Origin of the sequence: Pseudomonas sp. FSL W7-0098 (assembly GCF_005930585.1) — a bacterium.
GTDB lineage: Bacteria > Pseudomonadota > Gammaproteobacteria > Pseudomonadales > Pseudomonadaceae > Aquipseudomonas > Aquipseudomonas bubulae.
In genome coordinates this window covers 191,866-210,159 of sequence record NZ_RXHW01000002.1, presented here as the reverse complement: position 1 = coordinate 210,159, position 18,294 = coordinate 191,866, and the positions used below count along the sequence as shown (strand labels likewise).

The 18,294-nt window shown below is 59.6% G+C and carries 20 protein-coding genes and 1 tRNA gene; 6 read left to right on the top strand and 15 right to left on the bottom strand.

From position 1 onward, the window contains the following. Positions 1-7 precede the first annotated feature (7 nt). Genes yajC through queA form a run of 3 tightly spaced genes read right to left on the bottom strand, consistent with a single transcriptional unit; the run spans position 8 to position 2,574 of the window. A complete protein-coding gene (gene yajC / locus FHL07_RS03975; protein WP_095001475.1) occupies positions 8-343 on the bottom strand; it encodes a preprotein translocase subunit YajC in 336 nt (111 codons plus the stop codon). Positions 344-385: 42 nt separating this feature from the next. Continuing rightward, on the bottom strand, positions 386-1,501 hold the full coding sequence (tgt, locus tag FHL07_RS03970; RefSeq protein ID WP_083369874.1) for a tRNA guanosine(34) transglycosylase Tgt: 1,116 nt from the start codon (positions 1,499-1,501) through the stop codon (positions 386-388). Positions 1,502-1,512: 11 nt separating this feature from the next. After that, complete coding sequence (gene queA, locus FHL07_RS03965; RefSeq protein ID WP_138738131.1) at positions 1,513-2,574, bottom strand: tRNA preQ1(34) S-adenosylmethionine ribosyltransferase-isomerase QueA; 1,062 nt, start codon at positions 2,572-2,574, stop codon at positions 1,513-1,515. A gap of 106 nt (positions 2,575-2,680) precedes the next feature. Between queA and FHL07_RS03960 the strand changes: the two genes are divergently transcribed. After that, positions 2,681-2,765: transfer RNA gene (locus tag FHL07_RS03960), tRNA-Leu, on the top strand. 147 nt (positions 2,766-2,912) lie between these two features. Here FHL07_RS03960 and FHL07_RS03955 read toward each other — a convergent pair. Further along, positions 2,913-3,284, bottom strand: coding sequence for a hypothetical protein (locus FHL07_RS03955; protein WP_095001477.1), 372 nt, complete (start codon positions 3,282-3,284; stop codon positions 2,913-2,915). Positions 3,285-3,429: 145 nt separating this feature from the next. Here FHL07_RS03955 and FHL07_RS03950 point away from each other — a divergent pair, with 145 nt between their 5' ends. Beyond that, the gene (locus tag FHL07_RS03950; protein ID WP_095001478.1) at positions 3,430-3,759 is read left to right on the top strand and encodes a hypothetical protein; all 330 of its coding nucleotides are present in this window, start codon (positions 3,430-3,432) and stop codon (positions 3,757-3,759) included. On the opposite strand, the gene FHL07_RS03945 is transcribed toward FHL07_RS03950, so the two are convergent. From FHL07_RS03945 to FHL07_RS03935, 3 genes are all read right to left on the bottom strand, one after another. Then, entirely contained in the window at positions 3,760-4,143 is a 384-nt protein-coding gene (locus tag FHL07_RS03945) for a c-type cytochrome (protein WP_095020368.1), read from the bottom strand. A gap of 91 nt (positions 4,144-4,234) precedes the next feature. Continuing rightward, positions 4,235-4,795, bottom strand: coding sequence for a DUF924 family protein (locus FHL07_RS03940; RefSeq protein WP_130871879.1), 561 nt, complete (start codon positions 4,793-4,795; stop codon positions 4,235-4,237). Positions 4,796-4,824: 29 nt separating this feature from the next. Beyond that, positions 4,825-5,442: a LysE family translocator gene (locus FHL07_RS03935; protein ID WP_016779589.1), complete on the bottom strand. Its 618-nt coding sequence runs from the start codon at positions 5,440-5,442 to the stop codon at positions 4,825-4,827. A gap of 171 nt (positions 5,443-5,613) precedes the next feature. Here FHL07_RS03935 and FHL07_RS03930 point away from each other — a divergent pair, with 171 nt between their 5' ends. Next, positions 5,614-6,066, top strand: coding sequence for an Lrp/AsnC family transcriptional regulator (locus FHL07_RS03930; protein ID WP_095018326.1), 453 nt, complete (start codon positions 5,614-5,616; stop codon positions 6,064-6,066). A gap of 122 nt (positions 6,067-6,188) precedes the next feature. On the opposite strand, the gene FHL07_RS03925 is transcribed toward FHL07_RS03930, so the two are convergent. Beyond that, the gene (locus tag FHL07_RS03925) at positions 6,189-7,106 is read right to left on the bottom strand and encodes a LysR family transcriptional regulator (protein WP_138738130.1); all 918 of its coding nucleotides are present in this window, start codon (positions 7,104-7,106) and stop codon (positions 6,189-6,191) included. A gap of 117 nt (positions 7,107-7,223) precedes the next feature. Here FHL07_RS03925 and FHL07_RS03920 point away from each other — a divergent pair, with 117 nt between their 5' ends. Next, positions 7,224-8,111: an SDR family oxidoreductase gene (locus FHL07_RS03920; RefSeq protein WP_095001482.1), complete on the top strand. Its 888-nt coding sequence runs from the start codon at positions 7,224-7,226 to the stop codon at positions 8,109-8,111. 87 nt (positions 8,112-8,198) lie between these two features. Here the strand turns inward: FHL07_RS03920 and uxuA are convergent, their stop codons facing one another. From uxuA to FHL07_RS03890, 6 genes are all read right to left on the bottom strand, one after another. Then, on the bottom strand, positions 8,199-9,374 hold the full coding sequence (gene uxuA, locus FHL07_RS03915) for a mannonate dehydratase (protein WP_138738129.1): 1,176 nt from the start codon (positions 9,372-9,374) through the stop codon (positions 8,199-8,201). A 17-nt stretch (positions 9,375-9,391) separates the two neighbouring features. Continuing rightward, on the bottom strand, positions 9,392-10,843 hold the full coding sequence (locus tag FHL07_RS03910) for a mannitol dehydrogenase family protein (protein WP_133144806.1): 1,452 nt from the start codon (positions 10,841-10,843) through the stop codon (positions 9,392-9,394). A gap of 11 nt (positions 10,844-10,854) precedes the next feature. Then, positions 10,855-12,147 carry an MFS transporter gene (locus tag FHL07_RS03905; protein WP_138738128.1) on the bottom strand — a complete coding sequence of 431 codons (1,293 nt, stop codon included), beginning with the start codon at positions 12,145-12,147 and terminating at the stop codon, positions 10,855-10,857. Between the two features lie 137 nt (positions 12,148-12,284). Next, positions 12,285-13,313, bottom strand: a complete 1,029-nt coding sequence (locus tag FHL07_RS03900; RefSeq protein WP_095018323.1) for a Zn-dependent oxidoreductase — start codon at positions 13,311-13,313, stop codon at positions 12,285-12,287. A gap of 76 nt (positions 13,314-13,389) precedes the next feature. Further along, complete coding sequence (gene manD, locus FHL07_RS03895) at positions 13,390-14,601, bottom strand: D-mannonate dehydratase ManD (RefSeq protein WP_095001487.1); 1,212 nt, start codon at positions 14,599-14,601, stop codon at positions 13,390-13,392. A gap of 4 nt (positions 14,602-14,605) precedes the next feature. Beyond that, the gene (locus FHL07_RS03890; protein ID WP_095001488.1) at positions 14,606-15,607 is read right to left on the bottom strand and encodes a sugar kinase; all 1,002 of its coding nucleotides are present in this window, start codon (positions 15,605-15,607) and stop codon (positions 14,606-14,608) included. A 211-nt stretch (positions 15,608-15,818) separates the two neighbouring features. Here FHL07_RS03890 and kdgR point away from each other — a divergent pair, with 211 nt between their 5' ends. Continuing rightward, the gene (kdgR, locus tag FHL07_RS03885) at positions 15,819-16,604 is read left to right on the top strand and encodes a DNA-binding transcriptional regulator KdgR (RefSeq protein ID WP_095018322.1); all 786 of its coding nucleotides are present in this window, start codon (positions 15,819-15,821) and stop codon (positions 16,602-16,604) included. Between the two features lie 152 nt (positions 16,605-16,756). Then, complete coding sequence (locus FHL07_RS03880; RefSeq protein ID WP_095001495.1) at positions 16,757-17,599, top strand: hypothetical protein; 843 nt, start codon at positions 16,757-16,759, stop codon at positions 17,597-17,599. Here the strand turns inward: FHL07_RS03880 and FHL07_RS03875 are convergent. Next, positions 17,535-18,293 (bottom strand): SDR family oxidoreductase, encoded by a 759-nt coding sequence (locus FHL07_RS03875; RefSeq protein ID WP_095020360.1) that lies wholly within the window; start codon positions 18,291-18,293, stop codon positions 17,535-17,537. The genes FHL07_RS03880 and FHL07_RS03875 overlap by 65 nt on opposite strands. Between the last annotated feature and the right edge of the window lies 1 nt (position 18,294).

Here is an 18,294-nt window from a genome sequence, read left to right as displayed (position 1 = left end):
TTGAAACTTAGATCGCTTTCAGCGTGCCTTTAGGCAACGTGGCTGCAACCGAGCCTTTCTGAATTTTCAGCTCGACAGTGTCAGACACTTCGATGACAACAAAAGCATCGGAAACCTTGACGATTTTGCCGGCGATGCCGCCAGTGGTCACGATTTCGTCGCCTTTTTGCAGGTTACCCAACAGGGCTTTCTGCTCTTTAGCGCGCTTGGCCTGTGGACGCCAGATCATCAGGTAGAAGATGACCAGGAAGCCGACCAGGAAGATCCATTCAAAACCGCCACCCATTGGGGCAGCAGCAGGTGCAGCAGCGTCCGCGAAAGCGGAAGAGATGAAAAAGCTCATTAAGCACTCCAGTTGCAATGTTGTTTCTTAAAGGTCCGAAACTCAGTCCAAGGGCGGCACAGGCAGCCCGCGCTTGGCATAGAAGGCGTCGACAAAGGTGGCCAATGTACCCTGTTGAATAGCCTCGCGCAAACCAGCCATGAGCACCTGATAGTGGCGCAAATTATGGATGGTATTGAGCATGCTACCCAGCATTTCGCCGCACTTGTCCAGGTGATGCAGATAAGCGCGGGAGAAGTTCTGGCAGGTGTAGCAATCGCAGGTCGGATCCAGCGGCGAATCATCATGGCGATGGAACGCGTTGCGGATCTTGATGACACCCGTGTCGATAAACAGATGCCCATTGCGGGCATTGCGGGTTGGCATCACGCAATCGAACATGTCCACACCGCGGCGCACACCCTCAACGAGATCTTCCGGCTTGCCAACCCCCATAAGGTAACGAGGTTTGTCAGCAGGCATCATCGCCGGCAGGTAATCCAGCACCTTGATCATTTCGTGCTTGGGCTCGCCTACCGACAAACCGCCGATGGCCAGGCCGTCGAAGCCGATCTTGTTCAGGCCTTCGAGCGAGCGCTCGCGCAGGTTCTGGTGCATGCCGCCCTGAACGATACCGAACAGTGCCGCCGTGTTGTCGCCATGGGCATTCTTGGAGCGCTGCGCCCAGCGCAACGACAGCTCCATGGAGACACGGGCAGTGTCTTCATCGGCCGGGTACGGGGTGCATTCGTCGAAAATCATCACCACGTCAGAGCCCAGATCGCGCTGGACCTGCATCGACTCTTCGGGGCCCATGAACACCTTGGCACCATCTACCGGCGAAGCGAAGGTCACACCTTCTTCCTTGATCTTGCGCATGGCGCCCAGGCTGAACACCTGGAAACCGCCGGAGTCGGTCAGGATCGGGCCCTGCCACTTCATGAAATCGTGCAGGTCGCCGTGTTTTTTGATGACTTCAGTGCCTGGGCGCAGCCACAGGTGGAAGGTATTGCCCAAAATCATCTGCGCGCCGATCGCTTCGATATCGCGGGGCAGCATGCCCTTGACCGTACCGTAAGTACCGACCGGCATGAACGCTGGGGTTTCAACCACACCACGGGGGAAGGTCAAACGACCGCGACGAGCCTTGCCATCAGTGGCCAGCAGCTCGAAGGACATACGACAGTTGCTCATGCTTGATCCTCTGGGGCCGGGGCTGGAGCCGTCGGCGCAGGATTGCGGGTGATGAACATTGCATCACCGTAACTAAAGAAGCGGTACCCATGCTCAACCGCAGCCTTGTAGGCCGCCATGGTTTCGGGATAACCGGCGAATGCCGAAACCAGCATCAGCAGCGTGGATTCCGGCAGATGGAAATTGGTCACCAGCGCGTCAACCACATGAAAGGGTCGACCGGGGAAGATAAAGATATCGGTATCGCCACTGAACGGCTTGAGCACGCCATCACGCGCGGCACTTTCCAGCGAACGCACGCTGGTGGTACCCACGGCGATCACCCGCCCGCCGCGCGCACGGCATGCAGCCACGGCATCGACCACATCCTGGCCCACTTCGAGCCACTCGGTGTGCATATGGTGATCTTCAAGACGCTCGACCCGCACCGGCTGGAATGTACCCGCGCCCACGTGCAAGGTCACGAATGCCGTCTCGACGCCTTTGGCGGCGATGGCCTGCATCAGCGGCTCATCAAAGTGCAGCCCTGCCGTTGGCGCCGCGACGGCACCCAGGCGCTGGGCGTAGACCGTTTGATAGCGCTCGCGGTCCGAACCTTCGTCCGGGCGGTCGATATAGGGCGGCAATGGCATATGCCCGACACGGTCCAGCAGCGGCAATACCTCTTCGGCAAAGCCCAGCTCGAACAACGCATCGTGACGCGCCAGCATCTCGGCTTCGCCACCGCCATCAATCAGGATCTTCGACCCGGGTTTTGGCGACTTGCTGGAACGCACATGGGCCAGCACGCGGTGGCTGTCGAGCACCCGCTCAACCAGAATTTCCAGCTTGCCGCCCGAGGCCTTCTGGCCAAACAGACGGGCCGGAATCACCCGGGTATTGTTAAACACCATCAAATCGCCCGGAAGCAAATGTTCAAGCAAATCAGTGAATTGACGATGTGCCAGTACGCCGCTCTCCCCGTCCAGGGTCAGCAGGCGACTGTTGCGGCGCTCCGCCAAAGGATGGCGTGCGATGAGCGAATCAGGGAGTTCGAAAGTAAAGTCAGCAACGCGCATGATAGGTTTCGTCTAGCAGGGCCGGGGAGTTTAACGGACTTGGCAAAAATAGACCAATAAGTTGTTGACCGACCTAAACCTCATCTCTATACTTCGCCGCCATTGAGCCCTGATGGCGGAATTGGTAGACGCGGCGGATTCAAAATCCGTTTTCGAAAGAAGTGGGAGTTCGATTCTCCCTCGGGGCACCAAACATAGATTCAAGGTGCCGCTCAATGCACCCTGGATACACAGAGAAACCGGCCACCGCGCCGGTTTTTTTGTGCCTGCGATTTGTCCCGCCCGGGCTGACCTGCTTGCCCTCAGCCCGTACCCCCATCACCCACAGGTTATGGCGCTCAAGATTGCGGAACGCGCTCGATATAGGATTTGAAGCACTGCCCCTTCACCTTGTTGCTGAACTTTTCTGCAGCAGCCCATTTTTTTTCTTTTGTATCTTCTATCGGGTATGCCTGGGCATCGCGCACAAACAGCACGCGCATCTTCCTGGTGATGTCTGAAGGCTCATGGTAGGCATCGTAGACATAATCTACGGGCCTGCCCTCCTGTCGACTCAACATGATTGAGGCCGCATCAAGTGCCCAGCCGTCGCAATAAGACACTTCGCCGTTACTGAACTGGATAACGCCGTCCTTCATGGTCCAGGCCCCGGCTCCGCCCGCTGCGAGCAAGCCCATTGCAGCTACCAGGGCTGACGCTGTCTTGCGCATGTTCATCTTCCTTCCCTGAAAAAACCGGAGGGTATCACCGCATCAACCTAAATGCTGAAAGCCTCTAGTGCTGCCCCTTGGCCTTTTTTTTCGTCAGCAGAAAAGCGATGATCGCCGCCCGGCATCAACGTAGAGGATCTTTTCGATGGAATTGCCACTGGAATCAGTCGCCCTTTATGCACTCAAGCTGGCGTACGAGTCCGAAGGTTCGAGCCCGATTTTGCGCGACGACCCGGCCATGAGCGACTATCAGCGCGATGTCTTTGCCTTTGACCTGCGCAAGGGCGATATGGGCGCCATCCAGGATAAAATCGAGCGCTGTGTGGCGCTGGCGCTGGACGCCCTGGGCGGCGCGCAAACGGTCATGGGCCGCGAACTGCAAAAGCTGGCCGCCGGTTTCAGCAGTGCGCAGACCCCGGAGCAAATGCACCCGGCGCTGCTGACGCTCAAGGATTACCTCAAGGACGTGCAGTAATCACTGCCCCTGGACGGACTCGATATAGGCCAGCAGATTGTCGATTTTCTCTTGATCGCTGATGCCCCAAAAGATCATCCGCGTGCCGCTCACCACTTTTTTCGGTGCTTCTATATAGGCTGCCAGTTTTTCCCGCGTCCATACAACACCTGAGTTTTTCATGGCGTCGGAATACTGGTAGCCCTCGCTGGTGCCGGCCAGCCGTCCGATCACACCATTAAGTTGCGGACCAAAACCATTGCGGGCGTTTTCGCCGATGCTGTGGCAGCCGCCACAGGTTTTGGTGAACAGCCTGCCCCCCGCTTCGGCATCCCCTGCAGCTATCGCGCCGTGACTCAACAGCGCGGCACAAAGGCTAAGGATCAACAAGGCTGGGTACTTCATCGGTCACTCCATCAGGTAAGGGTGTTCAGGCTCAGGCGGCAATTATGCCTGCCCGCCAGCGGTTACACCTTGCTGGTGGTCAAGACAGGGCTTACCCGGCAAACCCGCCTTCATCCAGAAACGTACGTTCCTCCACGCTGGTATCGCGCCCCAGCACATGATTGCGATGGGGGAAACGCCCAAAACGCTGGATGATCACGGCGTGTTCTTCAGCCCAGACGCTGGCTTGCGGCCCAAGACTGTGGTGCAGTTGCAGGGACAGCTGTTGGTCGGCACTGTCTTCGGAATGCTCGAACGGCAAATAACAGAACACTCGCAAGTCGGCCTCGAACGCCTTGTCCATACCGCCATTGATCATCTCCCGGGCATAAAAGCGCGCCAGCGAGTCGGTGGCAAACATATGTGCGGTTCCACGAAAGGCATTGCGCGGGTACTGGTCCAGCAGCAACAGCAACGCCAGGGCGCCTTCAGGTTGCGCCAGCCAGTGCTCCAACTTGCGACTGGCCGCCAGGAAATGAGCGCTGTAGAAAGTGTCGCGAAACAAGGTATCGAAGGCTTCATCCTTGGCAAACCAGTGCCTGGGGCCAGCCTGTTTCCAGAACTCGATTACCGCCTGCGGTGTTATTTGCTGATCCTTCCCGGTCGCTGCCACAGTTTATTCCTCAGGTTGTTGGCCAAGCCTCAACTGTAGGCCTGCTCCGCCAGCAGCACCACCGCAATCAGGATCATTATCGCCCCCGATACCCGGCTGACATTCTTTGCAGCACCTGGCCGGGTGCGCAACACGGCGTGGGCACTGAAACCCACCGCCAGATACACCAGCGCACAACTGACCGCATGCAGCCCGCCCAGGGCAATGATCTGTGTCGGTATCGACCAATTCGACAGCGGGTCGGTGAACTGCGGCAAAAGCGCCAGAAACAACAGCAGCACTTTGGGATTGAGGCCGCTGACACACAACCCCTTCCACGCCCAGCGCGACCATGAATCAGACGCCTGCCCCTGCCCGGACTGGGGGGTTGCGGGGTCCCTGAGCATGCACACACCCAGCCAGAGCAAATACAGCGCCCCCGCAACCGTCAGCACGCTGAGGATCATCGGATTGCGCGCCACCAGCCCGCCCACGCCTGCCGCCACAATCACCGTAGCCAGCAAATGCCCCGAGAGCATACCCGCCACCGCTGGAGTCACCAGCCGCCCGCGCATGCCCGCGGAAATCGCATAGGCCCAGTCTGCGCCGGGGGTGATGATAAACAAGAACGATACCGCCCAAAACGCGGCCAGGACGCTGAGAGTCACGGGACATTTCCTTTCTACGCTGGAACTTTGAGGATGAGAGATGGGCCACAAGCCCCCTCGCCGCCACCACCTGAAAAGGTCTCAGCGGGCAAAAGAAGAATAAGCAAATGCCGCCAGGATTATCTTTCGTTTATCCTAAGCAACAGTCATAAACGGGAAAGGTTCTTCCATATGGATCGCATTGACAGGAATATTCTTGCGCAGCTGCAAGCTGATGGCCGACTTTCCCTCACCGAACTCGCAGAACGGGTGGGTTTGAGTCTCTCACCCTGCCATCGGCGCGTACGGGCGCTGGAAGACTCGGGGGTGATCCTTGGCTATCGCGCCCTGCTGGCGCCCGGCGAACTGGGACTTAACTTTTCCGCCATGGTGTTTGTCACCCTGCGAGAAGTGACCCGTCAGGCGATTGCCGATTTTGAAGCGGCAGTGATCGAGACCTCGCAGATCGTCGACGCACAAAGGCTGTTTGGTGACCCGGACTACCTGCTGCATGTGGTCGCCGCCGACCTGCCGGCCTTCCAGCAGCTCTACGATGAGCGCCTGACCTCACTGCCCAATGTGCAACGCCTGACGTCCACGCTGGTGATGAAGCGGGTTATTCAGGACCGGATGCTGCCGTTGTGAGGCGGCATAAAAACATGTGGGTGCTGGCTTGCCTGCGATGCAGACGATGCGCTGTCACTGTAAAACCGCAGTGATCCAATCGCGAGCAAGCCCGCTCCCACAGGACGAGTGCAACCCGCCAATTAATCCGCCAACGGCATCAGCCCGACGGTCAGGGCATCGAGCAAGGCGCTGACCTTGGGCAGGGCCTTGCGGCTTTTTGGCCACACCAGGTTGATCGCCAGCCCCTCGCTCGCCAGATGCGGCAGCACCTGCACCAGTGAACCATCAGCCAGATGCTGCTTGATCAGCCAGGTGGGCAGTTGGGCGATGCCGCATCCCGCCAGCACCGTCATCACTTGCCCTTCACCATCTCCTACGATGTACCTGGCGGGCATCACCCGGCGCTCTATCTCTCCGGGGCGGCTGCCTGCGAAGTTCCAGGGGCTGACCGTGCCGTCGGCCCGCCCATAGGCCACACACTGGTGATGCTCCAGATCGCGGTCGGTCACAGGCGTGCCGTGAATGTTCAGATAAGCCGGCGCAGCACAGAACACATGCCGCTCACGCCCCAGAAAACGATGCTCAAGCGCCGCTGGCCAGATATCCGGCCCACCGACCCGCACGACAATATCCACACCCTCTTCGACCGGGTCGATAAAGCGGTCGGAGAACGAAATATGCGGCAGCAGCAGTGCGTGTTTTTGCACAAACTGCAAAATCACCGGCAACGCCTGCAAACGCCCGAAGGCCGCCGGCAAGTCAATGCGGATCCTGCCCTGCGGCTCGGCATTGTCGGCCTGCATGGCCAATTCGGCCTCCTCCAGTTCGGCCAGAACCCCGGTACAGGTCCGGTAAAAAGCCGCTCCGGCATCGGTCAATGCCAAGCGCCGCGTGGTGCGCTGGAACAAGCGCACCCCAAGCCTGCCTTCCAGCCGGGCGATGCCCTTGCTGATCGCCGACGCCGTCAGGTTCAAACGCTCGGCAGCAGCCCTGAAGCTGCCCGAGTCGGCGACACAGACAAATACATCGATACCTTTCAGGCGCTCGGAAGCAAACATGCACGGCCCTCATTAGTGAATTCAGTTCATCTTATTAGATAAAAGGCATCCTAAATACGCCAGCAGTTCCCCAGTAAGCTTTTACACCACGAACTTACTCAAGCATCAGGCGTATTTATGACTTCGCACAAACCCACCGTTTTAATCACCGGCGCCACCGGCCAGATCGGCGGCGACACCCTGCGCAACCTGCTGGCTGACAAGACCATTACCCTGGTCGCGGCCGTGCGCTCCCACGCCAAGGCCCAGCCTTTTACTGCACAGGGCATTCGCACCGTGATCATGGATTTCGACCAGGAACACACCCTGGCCCCGGCGCTGGAGGGTATCGACCGCGCCCTGCTGGTCACCGGCTACACCGTGGACATGCTGCGCCAGAGCAAGGCATTCATCGACCAGGCGAAAAAATCCGGCGTGCAGCATTTGGTGCATCTGGGCGCCTGCGGGCGGGACGACACCACCATCGGCCACTGGGCCTGGCACCAGTTTGTAGAACGTTATATCGAGTGGTCCGGTTTCTCGTTTACCCATTTGCGTCCCGAGTGCTTTATGCAAAACCTGCTCAGCTACGATGGCACCCGCGCAGTCATCAACGGAGTGATCGAGCAGTACACCGGTGATACGCGGTTCAGCTGGGTTGACGGCGAAGATGTGGCCCGGGTGGCCGCACAAGCTTTGTTGCACCCGCAAAAGCATGCAGGTCAGACCTATCGACTGGGCTACGACGTACAGTCCTATGGCGATATCGCCGCGATCATGACCCGCCTGCTGGGCCAGCCATTTCGTTATGACGCACAGTCACCGGACGTATTTGTGCAGAACATGCGCGCGGCAGGTGCAGAAATGGCTTATATGACCTGCGTACAGGACAACTTCACGCGCATGGCCGCCGGGCAAATTCCCGGGGTTGAAGAAACCTTCGACAATTTCAGCCAGATCACCGGGCGCCAGCCGGTGCGCTGGGAAGACTTCGTGCAAAAGCACCGCAAGGTGTTTGCCTATTGATTCATCCCTGTCGCCGCTGCCACAGGCTGCGATGGGGCGCGCAGCCTGCGGCAGCGGCTACAGGTCAGCTGTGCAAGGCAAACGGTGTCACGCCAGTTGCTGGCGCATCGCCATTTCCACCCCGCGAATCTCGGCCAGGCCTTTGAGGCGACCGATCAGCGAATAACCCGGGTTGCTCTTGCGGTGCTGGTCATCGAGCAACTGGTGACCGTGGTCCGGGCGCAGCGGCAAGCGCGGGCCGCCCTCACGTTCACGACGCAGATCCTCGGTCACCAGCGCACCGATCACCCCGACCATGTCCACATCCCCTCCCAGGTGATGGGCTTCGTGGAAACTGCGCGGATCGGCCTCGCGGCGGGTCGAGCGCAGGAGGGTGAAATAGATGAAGGGCGCAAACTGTTTGGCCATCGCCACCAGATCATTGTCTTCACGCACGCCATAAGACCCGGTGCAGAAAGTCAGGCCATTGGCCGGACTTGGCGCGGCATCCAGCAACCATTGCGCATCTGCGGCAGTCGACAGGATACGCGGCAGGCCCAGCAACGCCCGCGGCGGATCGTCCGGGTGGATGGCCATGCGCACACCCACTTCCTCTGCGACCGGAATCACTTCACGCAAGAAATGCCCCAGGTGCTCACGCAACTTCGCCTCGTCGATCTCGGCGTAGGTGCGCAGCAAGGCGCGGAAATCTTCCAGGCTGTAGTGCTCTTCTGCGCCAGGCAGACCGGCAATCAGCGTGTTGACCAGGCTGGTATTCTGCTCGGGGGTCAGCTTTTCAAAGTAGGCCCTGGCTTGCGCGATATCCTCGGCACTGTACTCGGCCTGCGCCTCCGGGCGCTGGAGGATAAACAGGTCAAATGCGGCAAAGGCGGTCTGGTCAAAACGCAGGGCCCAGCCACCGTCATCCATCTCCCAGGCCAGGTCGGTGCGGGTCCAGTCCAGCACCGGCATAAAGTTGTAGCAGACGATATCAATGCCGCAACTCGCCAGATTGCGCACGCTTTGCTGATAGTTGGCGATGTACTCGTCACGGCGACCACAGCCGCGCTTGATGTCTTCGTGCACCGGAATGCTTTCCACCACCGACCAGGTCAGGCCAGCGTCTTCGATCATCTGCTTGCGTGCCGCAATCGCTGCCACCGGCCATACCTGGCCATTGGGGATGTCGTGCAAGGCAGTGACAATCCCGGTGGCTCCGGTCTGGCGCACATCTGCCAGTGAAATCGGATCCTGGGGGCCAAACCAGCGCCAAGTCTGTTCCATGTCTATATCCCTTCTTGTTAGTTATGTGCTGCAAAAGTTTTTAGCTGAGCCGTCATACCGGCCTGCTCAATGGCGCTGTAAGCGCGCTGCACCGCATCGCGAAAGGCCGGCCGCGCCGACAGCGCGAGCGGGAATACCTGCTCCAGATCGAGAAAGGCATCGACGCGCTGTGCCCCGTCAAGGCTGCCCGCCAGATCGGCAAACGTGGCGCTTAGCGGATCATCGACCACATGGGCTTCACGGCCCGGCAAAGGCCGGGTGCAGTAGTGAATCCAGGCTGCAACCCCCAGCGCGATACAGTCAACGTCGCGCCCCGCTTCAAGCAGTGCCTGTGCACCCTGGAGCCAGCGCTGCGGCAGTTTTTGCGAACCATCCATGGCTATCTGGCGCAACCGGTGTTGCAGGCTGTCATTGGCAAACCGCGCGCACAGGTCACGGCCATAACTCGTTACGTCGATCTGCGCCGGCATATCCAGCGTCGGTGCGGCCTCTTGGGCCATATAGCGCTGGATAAACAACAGCAAATCAGGATCGCTGATGGCCTCGAATACTGTCTCGTGGCCCGCCAGCAAACCGATATAGGCCAGCAGCGAATGGCTGCCGTTGAGCATGCGCAGCTTCATGGTCTCGAACGGCCGCACATCCGCGACCATCTGCACGCCGTCCAGCTCCCAGTCCGGGCGCCCCTGGGGGAAGTGATCCTCGATCACCCACTGGCTGAAGCTTTCACACACCACTGCCGCGGGGTCCTGGCAGCCAAGCTGCTGCAGGTCGCTGAACGCCTGCGCATCCATGGCCGGAACAATGCGGTCGACCATGCAACCGGGGAATGCCACGTGCTGCCCGATCCAAAGCGCCAGCTCACTGCCTTTAACCGCCAACCCCATGACCGCCTGACGGGTGCGCTGGCCGTTGTCCGGCATGTTGTCGCAGCACAGCACGGTAAAGGCCGGGATACCCGCCTGGAACCGGCGGCGCAGGGCCTCCAGCACAATCCCCGGTGCCGTACGTGGTGCTTGCGGGTGGGCAAGGTCGTGGATAACGCCCGGGTCTTGCAGGCGTAACTGGCCAGTGGCCGGGCTCAGGCAATAACCTTTTTCGGTAACCGTCAGGGTCACAATCCGTGTCTGCGGATCGGCCATGCGCTGCAACAGCTGCTCCAGTTCCGCGCCGCCATCACCGGCGTACAGGGCCTCACGCAATACCGTGATCTCGCGCAACGTCACCTGCTCGCGGTCACGATACTCGGCCACCGAGTAACGGCATTGCTGCTCGCGCAACTGCTCTACCAGGGTCCGGTTGGAACGCAGGTTGGCGCTGCACAAGCCCCACGGACCCTCACCGTGACGGTTGTGATGGCGTTGCAGATAGACCGCCTGGTGAGCACGATGAAACGCCCCCAGGCCCAGATGCACGATCCCGATTTCAGCTGCTGCGGCCACTGCGGGTACTGGTTGAATCACAGGCATCGACAGGCTCCTCAAGGATGGCTCAGGGCGGCAGCCGGCAAGACGCTGCCTGCTGGTGGTACGGCTTCATCGATCACCGGCAGTGGTTTGACATAGCGCGCTACACATACTGCACCGATGATGGTCAGCACACCGGCCAACAGGAAGGCGCTGGTGAACGAACCAGTGAACTGCACCAGGAAGCCGGTCAGGGTCGGACCGATAATGCCCGAGGTGTTGGCCAGAAAATGCATGAAGCCACTGACTCCGCCGACGCGGGCAGCAGGTACGGTGTCCTGGATGATTGCCCAGTAAATGGCACCGGTGAGGTACAGAAAGAACACCGCCAGGGCCACCAGAATCACGGCCGGGTACAGGGTGGTGACGAGCCCGGCAAGGCCGATGCACACGGCACAGGCCAGCAGACAGATCACCAGTACCACTTTGCGTGAAAACATCATCCGCCCGGTTTTCTTGAACACGAAGTCGGAAATGAAACCGCCCAGTGCCAAACCGAGGAAGCCCAGCAACCATGGAATGACCGTGGCGATACTCATCTCTTTAACGTTGAGGCCGTGGGCCATCGTCAGGTAGCTGGGGAACCAGGTCAGAAAGAAGAACAGTGTGTAGTTGTACGAAAAGAACGCCAGCGAGGTGAACAGCACGGTCGGCTGCTTGAGGTAGTAACGCAGCGGGTGCACCGGCTGCGCCGCCATCTCGCTCTGGCCTTCGCCTTGCGCAATCTCTTCGGCAACCTTGCCGGTGGGCTTGTCCTTGACGAATTTGTACCAGACCGCCGCCCACACCAGGCCAATCAGCATGATGATGATGAACGACACCTTCCAGCCGTAGCTGATGGCGATAAAGCCCACTACCGGTCCGGAAATCGCCCCCCCCAACGGGGTGCCGGACATGGAGGAACCCAGCGCCCGCGCCCGTTGCTTGGGGGTGTACCAGTTGTTGACCATCTTGCTGGTGGTCACGCTCAACGGGCCTTCACCCATGCCGAACAGGATGCGGATAAACACCAGCGACATAAAGCCGACGGTCAATACCGTCAGACCGCTGAACAACGACCACAGCACCATGGCCAGCAGCAGTGTGGTTTTCGCCCCGTAGCGGTCAGCAGCCCAGCCGCCGATAAAGTTGAATGCCGCATAGCCGACGAAAAAACTGCTGAAAATCATGCCCATCTCACCCGTGGTCAGACCGTAGTCTTTCTGGATGAAGGGGGCGGCCACAGACAATGCCGAGCGATCCAGGTAGTTAATAACGCCTGCCAGGAACAGCATGATGATGACTAAGGTACGACCTTGACCAAACATTGGAACCTCCCGCTTGTTTTTGTATTCGGTGAGGGTGCCCGCTGGGGGCACGTGTATCGGTTGAATCCTTGACGCCGAAAGCCGTAACGCCTGACCTGTAGCCGCCGGAAGCGCAGCGCGGCTGCGCTTCTGAACGGCTACAGGGCGCTGTTGAGTTGCACCAGCACCTTGCGGGTCTGCTCGGGGTGGTTTTCGATCAGGGCAATCGCTTCGGGCATTTCATCGAACTGGATGCGGTGGCTGATCATTTCCTGAACCTGCAACTTGCCGCTGGCAATCAGTTCAATTACCCGCGCGAACTTGCGGTTGTTGAGCCGCGATCCCACCAGGGTCAGTTCTTTCTTGATCATTTCCAGCTGCACCAGATCGGTGGGCGTGGTGCTGAAACCCAGCAGGCCGATACGGCCGGCCGGTGAGGCAATACGCACCATTTGCGGCATCAGCGCCGGGATGCAGGCAGCATCGACAATCAGTGGCACGCCTTCGCCATGGGTCAACTCGCGCATCGTCGCCTCTACATCCACTTCCTTGCCGTTGAGGGTGCGGCTGGCGCCCAGGGCGCGGGCGGTTTGCAGGCGCTCGTCAATCACGTCAGTCACGGTAATGTCGGTCAGCCCCAATGCCCGGGCCATTTGCACCAGGGTCAGGCCGATCACCCCGGCGCCGTAGATCAGCAGGCTGTCGCCGGGGTGCGGCTGCATGCGATCCAGCACGTTAAGGGCAATGGAGTACGGTTCCACCAGCGCGGCATGGCTCAGCGACATAGTGTCCGGCAGGCGATAAACATTGCTCGCAGGCACGCAGACTTGCTCACTGAAACCACCGTCACGGTGCACACCGATCACTTGCAGTTGGGTGCACACATTGGGCCGATTGATGCGGCACGGGTAGCAGGTACCGCAGCTGATCACCGGGTCGATGCACACACGGTCGCCGACCTTGATCTGCGCAACGTCAGCACCCACTTCGCTGACCACTCCGGAAAACTCATGGCCGGTAATCCGAGGGAAGCGCACAAAGGCGTTTTGCCCGTGAATGATGTGCAGGTCCGAACCGCAGATTCCGGCATAAGCGACGTCGACCCTGACTTCACTGCGAGACAGTTGCGGGACATCGACCTGGGCCAGGCCGAATTCAAAGGGAGCTCTTACTTGAAACGCTTTCATCGGGTAACTCCTGCCAGGACATGACGCCCCGTTTTTTATAGTTATTAAACAGTCGAGCAATCAGCTTTAAGCGGTATTACCAGTGCCAGAGCGTGCCATCTTCCAGGCGGTTGACCGGCAGGCTGGCGCGCTTGTAGGGGTACCTGGCAGCCAGTTCTTCGTTGATGTCGACGCCATGGCCCGGGGTTTCACCCGGGGTGAAATGGCCGTCCTCAAAGCGATAGGCATGGGGGAAGACGTCATCAGTCAGCGGGTCGTGGGGCATGTGCTCCTGAATGCCGAAGTTGGGCACCCAGGTATCGAAATGCAGCGCCGCGCCCATGGTCACCGGCGACAGGTCGGTGGCGCCATGAAAGCCGGTGCGCACCTGGTACAACGCGGCAAAGTCGGCGATCCGCCGCACATGGGTAATACCGCCCGCGTGAACCAGGGTGGCGCGGATATAGTCGATCAGTTGTTCCTGAATCAGCTCGCGGCAGTCGTGAATCGAGTTGAACACTTCACCCACCGCCAGCGGGGTTGTGGTGTGCTGGCGGATAAGTCGAAATGCCTCCTGGTTTTCTGCCGGGGTGCAGTCTTCCAGCCAGAACAGGTTGAAAGGCTCCACAGCCTTGCCCAGGCGCCCCGCTTCGATCGGTGTCAGGCGGTGGTGAACGTCATGCAGGATGTGCAGGTCATCGCCAAAGCGCTCGCGCACGGCGGCAAACAGCTTGGGTACATGATTGAGGTACTTGGCGGTGTCCCAGACATGCTCTGCTGGCAGGTCGCTGTCGGCCGGTTCATAGCGTTCGCCACTGCGCTTGGCCACGCCATAGGTGGTGGCAATGCCCGGAATGCCGCATTGCACACGCACCGCCTTGTAGCCCAGTTCCACATGACGGGCCACTTCGGCCAGGCAGCCTTCGATGTCCTTGCCCGTGGCATGCCCGTACACCATTACCCGCTCGCGGCTTTTGCCGCCGAGCAGCTGGTACAGGGGCATATTGGCTGCCTTGGCCTTGATGTCCCACAGTGCCACGTCAACGGCAGCAATGGCGGTCATGGTCACAGGGCCACGGCGCCAGTAGGCACCGCGGTAAAGGTACTGCCAGATGTCTTCGATACGTCGCGCATCACGCCCGATCAACGCGGGCAGCACGTGTTCTTCGAGGTAGGCGACAACCGCCATTTCGCGGCCGTTCAAAGTCGCATCGCCAATGCCGTAGACCCCCTCGTCAGTGACGATTTTCAGGGTAATCAGGTTGCGACCCGGACAGGTGACAATCACGCGTGCTTCAACAATTTTCATCGGTTCAGGCCTCGGCGACAGAAGAAAATACAGGCATGTTCAGGCTTGGCATGGCCGCTGCGGGAATCAGCGCGCCGGGATGCTGCACCACTTCTGCGGCCAGCGTGTGCCCCCAGCGCGCAGCCTGTTGCGGCTCACCGCCTTGCAAGCGGCAGGCAAGGTACGCAGCACTGAAAGAGTCGCCTGCCGCCGTGGTATCGACGATCTGCCGCACCTGTTCGGCGGGCACCTCGAAACGCCCGGTCGGGCACTGGATAAGGCACGAAGCCGGACCACGCTTGAGAGCCACTTCGCCCACACCAAACCGGGCATAGGCGCCAAACAGGGCTTCGGGATCGGCATAGCCGAACAACGCAGCATCGTCTTCCCAGGTGATCAGCGCCAGATCGGTCAGGCGCAGCATGTCGCTGTACGCCTTGCGTGCAGAAGACGCATCTGGCCACAGGTGTGGGCGGTAGTTGTTGTCAAAGACAATGCGCGTGCCGCTCTGGCGAGCCTGGCCCAGGGCCTGCATCAGGCGCTCGCGGCCGCCGGCGGTGAGGATCGCCAGGCTGATGCCGCTCAGGTACACATAGTCGTAGTCGGCCAGGGCGCGCAGTACGTCATCGGCTTCTGGTCCGTCGAAAACCCGTCGGGCGGCGGCTTCTCCGCGCCAGTAGGCAAAGCGGCGCTCACCCTGGTCATCGGTCTGGATGAAATACAAACCGGGCAGCGCGTCCTTGATCACTCGCACATGCTGATCGCCGACACCCTCATCACGCCAGAGCTGGCGCATGGCAACGCTGAAAGCGTCTGCGCCGATGGCGGTTACATAGTCGGCAACAATACCGTTGCCAGCCCCCAGACGTGACAGATAGACCGCTGCATTGAGCGTATCGCCGCCAAAGGTCTGGCTGAAAAGCGCTCCTGGCAGACCGCGCATCTCAATCATGCACTCGCCCACCAGAGCGACTCGTCGGGGGTGGGGCAAATCGGCCTGTGGGCAATGCCCGAGGGTTACCGTCATCACTTCGCGCCTTGTTTTTATGGGTCGCTTGGCGTCGATACAGGCACGGATCGTGTCCTTGCATCGAGCTGATTATTATTTTCGGAACGGCGTTTCATTTCATTGCTTGAGGGCGAGTTTAATCAAAATCCCCGCACCGTCAAGAAAAATGAAACAGCGTTTCGTTTCCCTACGGTATATCCTTGTTTTTTTCATTTGCGTTGGAGCCTTCATGGACAACAGCACCACCCAGAACAATGAACTGGTCTCTGCAGTCGGCCGCACCATGGCCGTGCTTGAAGCGCTGGCCGAGCACCCGGAAGAGAGTGGCGTGTCCGAAATCGCGCAAAAACTGGATATGTCAAAAAGTACGGTCTATCGCTTTTTGCAGTCGCTCAAGGCCCGTGGTTATGTGGTTCAGGATGCTGAAGACCGCTACCGCCTGAGCGTGCGGTTGTTCGAACTGGGTGCCCAGGCCCTGCCCCATCTGGATATCGTGCGCGAAGCCGAGCCGGGGATGCGCCGGATCAACGAACTGACCGGGGAAACCGTGCACCTGGGCATCCTCGACGAAGGCAGCATCGTCTACGTGCACAAGATCGACTCCAAATACAACCTGCGCATGTATTCGCGTATCGGCCGTCGGGCGCCGCTGTACTGCACCGGCATCGGAAAGGTGCTGATGGCCTGGCTGAAAGAGGATGAGTTGCTGGCACATTTGCGCGAAGAGAGCTTCGAGCGGCGTACCGCCAACACCCTCACCAGCATCGACGAATACCTGCAGGAACTGGCTGTGGTACGCCAGCAGGGTTATGGCGAAGACCATGAAGAATTTGAAGACAACATGCGTTGTTTATCAGCGCCCATCCGCGACCGTTTCGGCCATGTGATTGGCGGCATGAGCGTGTCCTTCCCATGTTTTCGCTTTCGTGAGGAACTGAAACAGGACTACGTCAAACAACTGATGGAAGCCTCGCAGCAGGTTTCAAGTCAGTTGGGCTGGCATCCGCAAGGGTAAAGTAGGGGGCTGTTGCGCTGTGTGGTAAAGCGCAGCCCCTGCGCTAACGCGAATACAACCCAACTGCAATAAACACCTTGAATGCGATAAACTGCCCGCCGTTTAAAAAACGGCAAGGACTCCACCGGTTAGCCTCTCGCACAAGGATCGTCATGTTCAAACCCTCTTTCCCCCTCGCCCTGACAGCGGTGCTGCTTGCAGGTTGCCAGTCAGCGACCATTGACCCCGATAGCCCGCCCAAGCTCACCCAAGCCCAGGAAAAGGAGCAGGCGGTACAACGCGGTGTGTATGAAAAACTGATCAGCAGTGTGCTCGCCCGTGAGGGCGACCTGGCTAATGCCCAAGGGCGCGATGGCAGTTTCAATCTGATGCTGACCCTCGATGACAAGAACCGCATCATTGGCTGCGGCACTCAACCCAACAAGAAAGTGGATGCCAGGGTTTACCCCTACAATCGCAAGCTGGCTCTGGACCTGCGGTCGATCTGCTGGACAGCGGTGTTCCCCGAGCTGCCCTCGTCACTGATCGACCCCAAGAGCAAGACGGCAAGTGTCGTGGCGCCGGTTCTGGTGTATCCATTGGTTGGGCTTTCCCCCGAGACCCGGGCACGGCGCGATGCGGCCTTGCAGGACAAGGCGCAAAACGACTTTTTGTTCAAGCAACTGCTCGCGCCGATGCCCATCGACAGCATTGGTGTCGCCACGCTGATGATGATGACTGACAGCACCGGCCAGGTGCGCGAATGTGCCGCCAGCCTTGATCCGCACGCCATGCGCCCTTCTGAGTTCAGGCAGGACGATGGGTTGCTTGCAGGACTGGTTCAGCGCTGCAAGCAACTGGACTTGAGCGCCATGCCGGGCTTTGTGCCCAACACCCAGGGCATGAGCAGCGCGTTTTATCGCGTCGAGTACACGCCCTGGAAAGCCGGGCTCAAGCCCGCTCAATCGCAAAGTTGTTCCACGACTGGCTCACAGGCATCAACTCAAGGCTGTTGATATTGATGTGCGCCGGCTGGTTGAGAATCCAGAAAATCGTTTCGGCTATGTCCGCTGGCTGAATCGCCTGGGCGCCGGCGTAGACCGAATCATATTTGGCCTTGTCCCCGGCAAAGCGCACCAGCGAAAACTCGCTCTCGCACAGGCCAGGTTCAAGGTTGGTGACGCGCACGCCGGTACCCTGCAGGTCACAGCGCAGGTTCAATGAGAACTGCCGCACAAAGGCTTTGCTCGCGCCATACACATGACTGCCAGGGTACGGCCAGTTACCGGCAATAGACCCCAGATTGACGATGCCTGCCCCGGCACCGTGAGCGATCAACCGTGGCAGCAGCAAGCGCGTGCTGTACAGCAGGCCCTTGATATTGGTGTCGACCATGATCTCCCAGTCATCCAGCGAGCACTCGGGGGCTGGCGCGGTGCCTAATGCCAGCCCGGCATTATTGATCAGCCCGCGTAACCTGCTGAATTCCGCAGGCAGATGTTCAATGGCCTGCTCCATCGCGACACGGTCACGCACGTCCACCACCAGCGGCAAGATTCTGGCTTGCGCACACAGCTCGTCAGCCAGTGCATGCAGGCGCTCGGCCCGGCGACCGGTAAGCACCAGCGACCAGCCTGCGGCAGCAAAACGACGGGCACAGGCTTCGCCAAAACCGGACGTGGCACCGGTAATAAAAACAGTCGGCATCATA